General features: G+C 56.4%; 10 protein-coding genes. 2 read left to right on the forward strand and 8 right to left on the reverse strand.

The window, feature by feature from the left end; translation table 11 throughout:
* Positions 1-46 precede the first annotated feature (46 nt).
* The gene (locus FYC48_RS15655) at positions 47-934 is read left to right on the forward strand and encodes a sugar phosphate isomerase/epimerase family protein (RefSeq protein ID WP_149497649.1); all 888 of its coding nucleotides are present in this window, start codon (positions 47-49) and stop codon (positions 932-934) included.
* A 30-nt stretch (positions 935-964) separates the two neighbouring features.
* On the opposite strand, the gene FYC48_RS15660 is transcribed toward FYC48_RS15655, so the two are convergent.
* From FYC48_RS15660 to FYC48_RS15690, 7 genes are all read right to left on the reverse strand, one after another.
* Positions 965-1,930 carry a threonine ammonia-lyase gene (locus FYC48_RS15660; RefSeq protein ID WP_149497650.1) on the reverse strand — a complete coding sequence of 322 codons (966 nt, stop codon included), beginning with the start codon at positions 1,928-1,930 and terminating at the stop codon, positions 965-967.
* 90 nt (positions 1,931-2,020) lie between these two features.
* Entirely contained in the window at positions 2,021-2,299 is a 279-nt protein-coding gene (locus tag FYC48_RS15665) for a DUF167 domain-containing protein (RefSeq protein WP_149497651.1), read from the reverse strand.
* Between the two features lie 6 nt (positions 2,300-2,305).
* Positions 2,306-3,595 (reverse strand): PQQ-binding-like beta-propeller repeat protein, encoded by a 1,290-nt coding sequence (locus tag FYC48_RS15670; RefSeq protein ID WP_149497652.1) that lies wholly within the window; start codon positions 3,593-3,595, stop codon positions 2,306-2,308.
* A gap of 163 nt (positions 3,596-3,758) precedes the next feature.
* Complete coding sequence (locus FYC48_RS15675) at positions 3,759-5,105, reverse strand: DUF1552 domain-containing protein (RefSeq protein WP_149497653.1); 1,347 nt, start codon at positions 5,103-5,105, stop codon at positions 3,759-3,761.
* A gap of 17 nt (positions 5,106-5,122) precedes the next feature.
* A complete protein-coding gene (locus FYC48_RS15680; protein WP_149497654.1) occupies positions 5,123-7,453 on the reverse strand; it encodes a DUF1592 domain-containing protein in 2,331 nt (776 codons plus the stop codon).
* A gap of 257 nt (positions 7,454-7,710) precedes the next feature.
* On the reverse strand, positions 7,711-8,622 hold the full coding sequence (locus FYC48_RS15685) for a homocysteine S-methyltransferase family protein (RefSeq protein WP_149497655.1): 912 nt from the start codon (positions 8,620-8,622) through the stop codon (positions 7,711-7,713).
* A complete protein-coding gene (locus FYC48_RS15690) occupies positions 8,619-9,506 on the reverse strand; it encodes a class I SAM-dependent methyltransferase (protein ID WP_149497656.1) in 888 nt (295 codons plus the stop codon). The genes FYC48_RS15685 and FYC48_RS15690 overlap by 4 nt, the downstream gene beginning before the upstream one ends.
* Positions 9,507-9,786: 280 nt before the next feature.
* Here FYC48_RS15690 and gap point away from each other — a divergent pair, with 280 nt between their 5' ends.
* A complete protein-coding gene (gene gap / locus FYC48_RS15695) occupies positions 9,787-10,809 on the forward strand; it encodes a type I glyceraldehyde-3-phosphate dehydrogenase (protein WP_149497657.1) in 1,023 nt (340 codons plus the stop codon).
* 262 nt (positions 10,810-11,071) lie between these two features.
* Here gap and FYC48_RS15700 read toward each other — a convergent pair whose 3' ends face one another.
* On the reverse strand, positions 11,072-11,851 hold the full coding sequence (locus FYC48_RS15700) for a metallophosphoesterase family protein (RefSeq protein WP_149497658.1): 780 nt from the start codon (positions 11,849-11,851) through the stop codon (positions 11,072-11,074).
* Positions 11,852-11,855 lie beyond the last annotated feature (4 nt).

Consider the following 11,855-nt stretch of genomic DNA (forward strand, 5'->3'; position numbering starts at 1 on the left):
CGAACGCATATTCCCTCTCAAGATTGATCTAGATTCAAAAACTCCAATGCCGAAACTCGCTGCCTTTCCCAAAGCTTTTATGACCGCGCTGTGCAAAGACGGCAGCATGACGGTCGCCGAATGGATTCAACTCGCCGCCGACCTACAAGTGGACGGTTTGGAATGGTATGCGGGATTTTTAGAAATGGAGGATGAATCCAATTGGCCTACCTTTCGCTCGATGGTCGAAGACACGGGCAAAGTCATCCCGATGATGTGCTGCTCCCCCGACTTCACGCATCCCGATTCAGACTTTCGCAAAACCGAGATCGAAAAACAGAAACGTTGGATCGACATGACCAGTGTCCTCGGCGGTGGTTACTGCCGTGTACTCAGCGGTCAGCGGCGTCCGGAATTGTCGGTCGACGAAGGTATTAATCTCGCTGCCGATTGCATCGAAGCGTGCTTGCCCTACGCGACCGAACGCGGCATCACTCTGATTCTGGAGAATCATTACAAAGACGACTTTTGGTTGTACCCCGAATTCGCCCAAAAGATGGATGTGTTTTGCCAGTTGGTCGAACGCATCGACCACCCCAACTTCGGTGTCAATTACGACCCTTCAAATACCTATCTCGCCGGAGAGGATCCGCTAGAGCTATTAAGGCGTGTCTCGGATCGCGTCGTGACAATGCATGCGAGTGATCGCTACTTGGCCGAAGGAACGATCGAAGACCTGCGAACCGAGGAAGATGGCGCCGAAGGCTACGCGAAACGACTCCGACATGGCGAAATCGGCAAAGGCCTGAATGATTACGATGCGATCTTTCGGGAGCTAAGGTCGAAAGGTTTCGACAACTGGATCAGCATCGAAGACGGCGTCGACGGGATGGATCAATTGCGCCGCAGTGTCGATTTTCTGAAGGGAAAAATCGCCCAGCACTTCGATGCTTGATCCGAATTAATGATCTGGTCGCAAATTAGTTCACGATTGCCCCAACCGGCAGCCATTAAAATCGATGTTCCCGCCGGAGATCACGGCGACGACTCGCTGGCCTTGGAATCGATCACGATTGGAACGCAGGCCAGCAAAAGCGACGGCGCCAGAAGGCTCGGCGACCAAGTGGACACGCTCGGAAAGTTCACGCGTTGCGGCGCGGATATCGTCTTCACCAACCAAGAGGATGTCGTCCAAGAAGTGTCGAATGACTGGGAATGTTAGCTCGCCAAGTGACGTCCGGAGTCCATCGGCGATCGTGTCATAGCGTGTTGGCATTTGACGCTCGCCACTTTGCAGTGACCGAGCTGCGTCATCCGCCAGAGCCGGTTCGACCGCGATGACTTTGATGTTAGGACGCAGCGATTTGATCGCGACCAACATTCCCGACAGTAAGCCGCCGCCGCCGACGGGCACTAAGACCACGCCGGCATCGCGAACTTGATCAATGATCTCCAAGGCCACGGTGCCTTGACCGGCCATGACGTTGGCATTGTCGTAGGGGTGCACCATCGTCGCACCGGTCTGCGACTGGACTTCGAGCGCTTTTGCCTCGCGGCTCGCCGAATCGGGTTCGGAATAGATCGGCTCGATTCCAAAGCTTTGCACCGATGCGATCTTTGTCGGTGACGAGTTACGCGGCATGACGATGTGGGCTTTGATCCCACGAATTTTGGCTGCCCGGGCGAGTGCGGCGGCGTGATTGCCTGAAGAATGGGTGACAACGCCACGAGCGGCATCGGCATCGTTGAGTTGCAGCACGGCATTGATCGCGCCACGAGCTTTAAAGGCGCCAATGTGTTGCAAGTTTTCGGCTTTGAAGAATAGTTCGCAGCCGAGTTCGCTTGAGAGCCGTTCGGAAAACAGGCTGGGTGTGCGAAGCACATGAGGTGCGATGCGTTGGTGGGCATCTCGGACGTCATCGATTGAAATGGCGAATTCATCCTTGGACATGCTGTACCACCGGTGCTGGTTTAGGCTTATGTGTGACGTTGTCGCGGCGTGCCACGAACGGGGAGGCGGTAGAACATCAAACTTGTTCGGTCAGAGCGATCGCACACGTTCGAGCTCGGTTTTAAGACGTCGCTCCACTTCGGAGCTGACGTCGATTCGAAACCGTTTCTTGCGTGACGTCGCACCACCGATCAATTCGATTGCTGAGGGTGCGATCGAAAGGGTTTTGGCAAGCAGCTTTTGAATCGCCTTATTCGCTTTGCCTTTATCGGGCGCGGCGGTCACGCTGACTCGCAATCGCCCGTCATGTTCGCCGCCAACATGGTTTTTGGCAGCGTTGGGGCGGGCGTGGATTTCGATTTCGATCACGAAGGCTTAGTCGATTCGATAGAGATGTTCAGCCGTTCGCAGGAGAAGGCCACCGTTGACCGGGACCATCGATGCCAACGTCCGTTCGTCAACTTTATTTTTGGCGACTTCTTCAAACGTCTCGGAAGCTTTGATGATCGTGCAGTCACCGTCTTCGGAGAGAAAGTAAAGTTTGCCGTCGGCAAGAAAAGGTGACGCAGAATAATTTCCGCCCAATCGCTCTTTCCAAATGATCTCCCCGTCAGAGAGGCTTCGACAGCTTGCGATCCCGTCGTCGCTAACGGTGAAGATCATCTTGCCGGCAACGACCGGGGACGGATTGTAGGGTACGAACTTGGCATTCCGCCAAGCGACATGTGTCTCGGTGACATCGCCAGATCCTCCGGGACGTATCGCCAGCAATTCTGCTTTGCCTTCGTATCCGGTGCAGACCAAGATCAATCCGTCGGCATATACCGGACGAGGAACGATCGACCACTTTTCGGGATAACGCACCTGCCATTTTTCTTCGCCGGTTTTTGGATCATAGGCATAAACCGCGTCACTTGCCGGGCTAATCAGCCGGTCGCCGGATTCCGTTTCAATCACGAGTGGGGTTGAGAATGAAAACGATCGCTCGGCGGCGACAGAACGTTCGGTTTGCCAACGGGTTTCTCCGGTGGCTTTGTCGAGCGCGATCACAAACGCCTGATCGCCACCATCGCAGTGAAAGATCAACAGGTCTTGATAAAGCACCGGCGAACCGCCGCAGCCATGTACGGGCTTAAACTTGACGTCACGCTGCCAAACGATGTTTCCGTCGAGGTCCAACGCAGCGGTCGCATAGATTCCAAAGTGAACATAAAGCCGATCCTTCGTTACGATCGGGGTGGCGCTGGCATGAGAATTCTTGGGGTGGATAGAGACTTTAGCGGGAACTTCGGCGATCGGTGTCGACCAAATCACAGAGCCGGTTTTTTCGTCCAAGCAAAACACTTCGAGCGAAAACGGGTTGTTCACCCGACGCGAAAATTTGCCTTCGCTGGCGACCGTTTCTTCGCCAACAGGAACGGCCGTGGTCAGATAAATGCGATCGTTAAGGACGACCGGAGACGACCAACCTTTGCCGGGATCGTCGAATGTCCAGGCTGTTTCCTTCGTCACGTCCCACTGGGTGGGCATGCCGATCAGTGAAGTGGTTCCCTGGCCGGTCGGACCACGGAATTGTTGCCAGTCTTCGGCGTGAAGTTGCTGAATGGCTAAAAAGCCAACACAAAGCAGCGCGATGGACTTCGACGCAATCGGGAGTGGGTGCATATTGAGATCAAAAGCGAAAGGTTGAACTTAACCGAACGCCTCCAATCATAAACGAAAGTGGGCGGGTGCGCGAAATGCCTTCTATTTCAAATGGTTGACGATTTCGATCGCCTTTACCGCCAATTCCGTCAGGCGACGTGAAGACTTCGCCGGGCCACTCGACTCACGAGAGTGACAGCAGGCCGGTACTGTCGCCAAACGCTTTCGCGTCAGCCCCCATTTGATGCATCATCCAGAGGTACAAATTGCACAGCGGCGTACCGTTTTTGTAGGCCACATGGCGTCCGGTCTTGATACGTCCGCCGCCGGATCCGGCCAACAAGATTGGCAAGTCGTCGTGGTTGTGTCGGTCGCCATCACTGATACCACTTCCGTAAACGATCAAGCTGTTGTCGAGTAGATTCGATCGGCCTTCGGGGACACTTCGCAGGCGTCCGAGCAAGTAGGCAAACCGATCGAGATGAAAGCAGTTGATCTTGGCAATTTGAGCTTGCTTGTGTTCGCTTTTGCCATGATGGGAAAGCTCGTGATGGCCTTCACTAACGTCGATTTGCTTGTAGCTTCGGTTGCTTCCTGCGTTGGTAAACATGAACGACAGGATCCGAGTGCTATCGGTTTGAAACGCCAGTGTGACCATGTCCATCATCAGGTCGCTGTGCTGTTCGAGTTCTTTGGGAACGCCGCTCGGACGGGGATAATCGGGGACGCCATCTTCGGTGAGTCGCAAACGCTCGGCGCCACCGAGTCGCTTTTCGACGTCACGGACGGCGTACAGGTATTCGTCAAGTTTACGTTGGTCGACCGTCGGCAACACGCGGTGCAGTCGTTTGGCATCTTCGAGGGCAAAATCCAAGATGCTTTTGCGGTACTTCTCTCGGATCGAAAGTGCGGTCTTCGTCTCCTTGACGGTCTGGCCGGCAAACAAGCGATCGAACAATGCGCCGGGATCGATCTCTTTGGCCATCGGGCTGGTGGGGCCGCGCCACGACAAATTCGATGCATACGCACAGCTGTATCCGCTGTCGCAATTGCCCGCTTGCGCGCTTGCTTCGAGTCCGAGTTCGAGTGACGCAAAGGGCGTGCGATCGCCGACGTACTGGGCAGTGGCTTGGTCGACCGAGATGCCGTTTTGGATGTCCGCACCGTTGGTCTTTCGGGGATGGGCTCCGGTCAGAAACGCGGCGACGCTACGGGCATGGTCACCACCTCCGTCGCCGTGTGCGCGCGCCCCGTCGAGGGTCAAGCCGCTAAGCACGTTGAACTGATCACGGTAATCGGCGACTCGTTCGAGTGTCGGCGTCAGTTGATACTTGAACCCTTCCTGGGTTGGCTTCCAATCGGGCATGTGCATCCCGTTGGGTACATAAAAGAACGCCATTCGCAATGGCGGTTGACTGGATTTACCGGCCGCCGATAGCAGGCGATTCGGTGACATCGATTCTAGTAGCGGCAGGCCGATCGAAACACCGGCACCTCGCAACAACGTTCGTCTTGATAGGGTTTTTGGCATCGCTATTCTCGCTGACGTTATTCTCGGTAACCTTGTTTTTGAAACGGATCGCTTTCGATGATCGCGACGATCAAGTATGCGAAGCGATCGCCACCGGCATGGCAGTCACTGACGATCTGATCGATGGCACATTTGTCGTAGTATTCGGTTCCGCGGCCGATCGCATAAATCAACAACTTTTCGGCGAGCGCGCGGATAAAGTCATCTTTGCGATGCGTACTTAGAAGTCGCCGAAGGTCGTCGATTCCGTTGAATGCTGTGCCGTCTGGGAAGACGCCCGACGCGTTGATCTCGTCGACCCCATCGGTGCTTCGCCAGCGTCCGACGGCGTCGAAGTTTTCCAATGCAAACCCGAGCGGATCCATCATGTTGTGACAAGTCGCACAGGCGGGGTTCGCGCGATGCTGCTCCAATCGTTCACGCAATGTTCCGGCCAGTTTGCCACGGGGCAATTCGGGGACGTCGGCCGGTGCCGGGGGTGGCGGCGTGTTCAGCAGATTCTCCAGCACCCATTTGCCTCGCTTGACCGGGCTGGTCCGTGTCGGGTTGCTGGTCACGGTCAAGACGCTTCCGTGGGTCAGTAAACCACCGCGGGGTGTCCCGGCGAGAGAGACCTTGCGGAAGTCCTGGCCTTCGACCCCGGGAATGCCGTAGAACTTGGCCAAGGGTTCGTTCAAATAGGTGAAGTCGGCATCGAGCAAAGTCGTCACCGGCATATTTTCACGCATCACTCCGGCAAAGAAGGTCAACGTTTCTCGCCACAGAAGCGTGCGAATTTCGTTATCGAATCCACGATACAGCCGAGTGTCCGGATCGACGGTTTCGAGGTTTCGCAGCTGAAGCCACTGCGACGCAAAATTGTCGACGAACTGGTTTGAGCGGCGGTCGCGGATCATCGAAGCGATCTTTTGTAGCAACCGCGATCGGTCGCGGATCGTGCCTTGGTGTGCCATCGACAACAGCTCATCATCCGGCATGCTACTCCACAGAAAGTACGAAATCCGCGTAGCCAGTTCATAGTTGTTGATCGATGGCATCTCGCCGTCGTCATTCGGCGTGCGTGGTCGCTCGATCTTGAATAGAAAGTGTGGCGAGACAAGGACGCTAGCGATCGCAACTTGCATCGCGTCTTCGTAGAGACCACCGGCCTGGCGGACGTCGCTCACCAACCGGACCAATCGTTCGACTTCACTTTTGCTTACCGGCCGACGAAAGGCACGGCTGGCGAAACGGGCCAGCACCGCGCGAGCTGCTTGCAACTCACTCACGTCGCGTGACGGTGAGACGTACAAGATCCTTCGATGACTCGCGGGGAGCTTTTCCGGATCGACGTACGTCTTTCGTCGCTGGGCCCCAGAGAGTTTGACGTGGTAAAGATGGAAGTTTCGATCGACAACCCCCTCCTGGTAAAAGTCGTTGATGAAACTGAGTTCAATCTTACGCTGGCCACGCCCTAAACGAAGCGGAATCGTGATGTCTTCGGCGTCTTCACTGGTGACATCAATGACCTTAGGTTTTCCTCCCCAATTGACTTCGATCTTGACCGGTTCGTCGCCGCCTTGATCGCCGCCGGCAGTGAGAGTCAGTTCGAACTCGCCGCCAAAAGGAAGGTCGACTTGCAGGGCAACGGTACCGGCCGAAGCCATCACCAGTGGCGCGGTGCCTCGGTATTTTTCCGCGCCGATCAACGCGGACGCCGTCCGTTGGATGTCAAAGATTTCCGGCGGCGGTGGTGCATAGATCGCTTCGCCGGAAATCTCCATCGCGGCATCGACATATTTTTCCATCAAGATCGGGGGCAACGAAAGCACATCACCGATGTTGTCGAAACCATAGCCGACATCGTCGCCGGAAAAGTCGTCGGCGGGCTTGTAATCCACGCCGGTCAGGTCACGAATCGTATTGCGATACTCGGTGCGGTTTAATCGACGAAGTGCGACACGACCTGCGTTTGGGTTTTGCACGCAGTTCACGGCGTTGGCCAACGAGTCAATCGTTTGGACCATCCGCGCCCGCGTCTCGGCATCCATCTCGGGGCCGTCTTCGGGCGGCATTGAGCCCAGTCGCAGGTGCGCGATCGCTTGGTTCCAGCGCGAACGGTTGGCACTTAAACTGGCCGCAGTAGAATCGACCGCGAGATCGATTTCACTGCCATGATCATGACAATCCAAACAATACGTACGGACCAGCGGCAGCAGCGTATTACGGAAGACGGTTTCGTTATCCGGATCTTCGCCCCAGACACTTGGTACGCCAATGATCGCGAAAGCCAGTGCGACCAACACACAGGTCATCAAGCGACCGCCGTTTGGGTTCGTCGAGGATGCAGCGAAATCGTTCTGGTGCATTCGATTCGATTGCCGGAGTCGGATCAGAGAAAAGACAAAGCAGACGAGCAGACAGCAGCGACCTTGGCAAATCTGCTCGTGCCATGTTCCAGTTTAATTTTAGAATCAGCCCAATGGCGTTTGCCAGCTTTGTGCCGCAATAACCGGGGCGAACACTTGTCGGCCGATCGGTCACAACCGAGTTTTTAGTTGTAAGGGTGACGCTCGCCTAATCTTAGAACGCCACCGAACGCCGGTTGAGCTCAAGAATGTCGCGTTCAAGGTCCGGAGCCGTACTCCCCGGAGTCATCCGAATCACCTTCGAGCATTCGCGAGACCCCTCGGATGTGGGCCGGTCCGGTGCCGCAACATCCGCCGAGAATGGTTGCCCCGGCATCGCACCATTGCTGAGCTAGCTGAACGTATTGCTTGACGCTTTCGGAATCTTCCTGATTTGCGTTGTCGCTCTCTTCCCAGCCGATTCCTTCGTCGCGATTTCCCGCATTGGCGTAGGCGCCGATCGGGACCGAAAGGTTTGCGTTTGCGAGGGCGGCGACAAACCGAAGTGTTTGCGTTGCCGGTGTGCAATTGACGAGGATCGCGTCAACGCCGAATTGCTCGACGCGTTTGGCGATCTCGGACATTTCGCCAGGCGTCATCAAGCTTCCGTCGTATCCGGCGGTCAATGCCAACCAGGTTGGGACACTGGTCCCGACCGCAGCCTTGACTGCAATGATCGCTTCGCCACCATGAGAAAAGGTTTCACAGAGAATTAGATCGCAGCCGAATTCCGCCAGGCAGTCGGCCATGGCTCGATGCTCGCTCAGGCAAGAAGAACGGGAGTGAGACACGTTCGCCGGTGAAAGATCCGGACGGTAGCAGTCTTCCAAGGGTGCCAAGCTCCCTGCGACGCGATGGTGCGACGGAACGGACCGCCGTGTGATTGCGATGGCTTGCCGGGTGAGTCGCTGCCAATCTGCGCCGCTCGATCGGGACTGCGTCCGAAAAGTCGCAGCGGTGTGAACGCTCGCGCCGGCGCTTGCGTAATCGCGGTGGATCGACTCGATCGCTTGCGGCGCCGATGCGATGGCCGACGCACTCCAAAGCGGCGGAGGCAGGTCGATCCCGCGGCGATCGAGTTCCGTTCCCATTGGCCCGTCTAAAATCGTGATCGAAGGCTGCTCAATCATTTACTTGCCGAGGCCTTTGCGGACAACGAATCCTTAGTGTCCGGTTTTGAACAAACAACGAAGTAGCCGCCGCTGTTCCAACGCGATTGTGTCAAACCGCTTCCGTCAAGCTTAATGCGATCTAAACGATCAATCCGAAAGCCGCTGGCTCGGACAAGGTAGCGAAGTTCATGTTGATCAAAGCGGTGCATGAACATGTTTGGCAGTCCCCGGTAGGCGTACGTCCAATCACCAAAGTCGGCATCGCGTTGACGGTGGCTTCGAAGCCAGCTTTGCGTCAGCTGTTTAAAGCCACCGGGTTCTCGCAAGGCGGCCCAGCGGCGATGGACATGAAACAGGAACTTACCGCCAGGACGGAGAATTCGATGAATGTGTCGCAGGCAATCGACACGGTTTTGCCTTCCGGCGATCATCCCGAGCGTGCTGAACATACAAACGGCGTGATCGGCGATCTCGTCTCGGATCCCGCCGAGTTCAACAAGGCTGGCGCGTAGGGGATAAACCGAACTGTCCGTCGCAGTCGATGCAATCGTGCCTTGTACAGTTGCGGTTCGCTCGGCGAGCTGCATCAGCATGTGCTGACTGAGGTCGATCGCGAGCACATCGAACCCTAGTCCGCATGCGGGAAAGGCAAGCCGACCGGTCCCGCACCCCAGGTCGAGCAGCAGGGGCGAGTTTGTTTCACATTTCTTTTCTGATCCGGGGGCCGCCGCCGCTTTGCCAAGGTGGGTGATCACGTAGTCATGGTCAAGCTTGCAGAGCGGTGTATCTTCCACAAAGTCGTCGTAGTGGCGGGCGATCGTCCGCTGATGAATATATCGCCAAGTTCCCGGGGCGACGCCGTTGGGCCGCAACCGATCCGGCGGCATCGAATCTTGGGTCATGGTGCAAATGGGGGTGTGTTTCTATAATCGCGGCGTCTGAAGCAGACCCGAGGACGATCGATAACAAGCTGAGTGTCGGAGACATCGGGACAAATGTGATGAGAGCTATCGCATGACGTCCCATCACCGTTGTCATCGTGGTCGGGAATCATATCAACCATTGCTTAACAACAAAAAATTTCCCGTCCCCTCCAACGGGCATCGGTCATTTCGCTTGAACTGGTCACTCGGCTAGCGAGCGTCAGCGCCCGGGCCCGCAACGCCAGGAGTCATCAACAAAGTGGCTATTCGAGTTGCAATCAACGGCTTCGGCCGAATCGGTCGACTAACTTTCCGCAACCTCATGGAACGCAGCGATGAGTTCGAAGTGGTTGCAGTGAACGACCTGACTGACAACAAGACCCTCGCAACGTTGCTGAAGTACGACAGCATTCACGGCCGATTCGACGGCGACGTTGACTACGACGACACGTCGTTGACCGTCAATGGTAAGAAGATCCTTGCCTTGGCCGAGCGTGACCCACGCAAACTGCCTTGGGGCGACAACAAGATCGACATCGTGATCGAGTCGACCGGCTTTTTCACCGCCCGCGCTGATGGCGATAAACCCGGCTACGACAGCCACCTCGAAGCGGGCTGCAAACGCGTCATCCTAAGCGCCCCCGCCAAAGACGGCGCTGACTTGACCTGCGTTTTGGGTGTCAACGACGACCAACTGACCGCCGACCAAAAGTGCGTCAGCAATGCGTCATGCACGACCAACTGCTTGGCCCCCGTTGCCAAAGTCCTGCACGAACAATTCGGCATCGAGTCTGGCTTGATGACCACCGTTCACGCATACACGAACGACCAAAACGTCCAGGATCAACCTCACAAGGACCTGTACCGCGCTCGTGCGGCAGCGTTGAACATCATCCCCACCTCGACCGGTGCCGCGAAGGCTGTCGGATTGGTGATTCCGGAGCTACAAGGCAAGCTGACCGGGATCGCGATGCGAGTTCCCGTCCCGACCGGAAGCGTCGTCGACTTGACCGTCAACCTTGGCAAGTCGGCTTCCGCTGAAGACATCAACGCCGCAGTGAAAGCCGCCGCCGAAGGCCCGCTAAAGGGAATTCTGTTCTACGCAACGGACCCATTGGTCAGCAGCGACATTGTCCACGATCCACACAGCAGCATCTTCGCGGCGGACTTCACTCAAGTCCTGGGCGACAAGATGGCAAAGGTGGTTAGCTGGTATGACAACGAATGGGGCTACAGCAGCCGAACCGCTGACCTCGTCGCTCGCATCGGCAAGTTCCTGTAAGCCACCGAGAACCAACGGGTCGGGTCGCCCGCGACGCGGCCTCCCCTGCAAGCAAAAGCATCAAGCCGAACTCGCCAGCGATGGCGGGTTCGGTTTTTTGTTGCGCTGCGAGTGATCGTGCGTTGCAAGAACGATTCGCCAGACAAAACGCGATCGTCGCCTTTCACGCCGTGATCGCTGCATGAATGGAACCAAAGCGTCCCCCGGGAGCCGACGGCGCCAGCCGCGGGCCTGCGCCCCAATAGCGGCTTGGGAACCGACACTAGCGGCCTTCGCGGAGGCGGTAACCCAGGAAGTTATCGAGCTCTGCCTCAGATTCGATTTGCGACACCGTCTTTTCGATATCGTACTCGATGCGATGGTACGTGATCGACTCTTCGTCCATAACGACGTAACAACTGCGAGGGTCAAGGTCACGGGGCTGGCCAACACTGCCAACGTTGATCATCAAACGTTGTGCCGGATCGCTGATGTCATACGATCCGTCAATTTCATCGGGCCGCACGAATCTTGAGTCGGTGGTAAAGACACCGGGGACGTGCGTGTGGCCCTGGAAGCAGATTCCGGGGACGAGCGAAAACAGCTTTTCCATTTTCTTGCTGTTCTGAATATCCTCGGGCATCACGTATTCGTTGGTTGGTCCGCGCGGCGAACCGTGAACAAACAAGGTGTTGCTTTCGCGGACCGTACGTGGCAGACCGCAGAGAAAATTCATTCTGCGTCGCGACGGGGTAATGCCGTCCTCATCCGCCAGTTCGTCACCGCCGGCGTTTTCAAGCTGGGTTCGCGTCCAAAAGATCGCTTGCTCGGCGGCAGCATTAAAGCCCTCGGGGTCAAACATCGCGCTGCTGTCGTGGTTACCGAGAACACAAAAGTCGAACTTCATGACTCGGTCAAGGCATTCGCATGGCTTGGGGCCATAGCCGACGACGTCTCCCAGACAGACGATGCGGTCCACATTTTGGGTCTCAATGTGTTCCATCACTGCCAAAAGCGCGGTCAGGTTGCCGTGAATGTCACTGAGGATTGCGGTGCGTGTCACTGAG

This window comes from Roseiconus lacunae (genome assembly GCF_008312935.1).
Classification (GTDB): domain Bacteria; phylum Planctomycetota; class Planctomycetia; order Pirellulales; family Pirellulaceae; genus Stieleria; species Stieleria lacunae.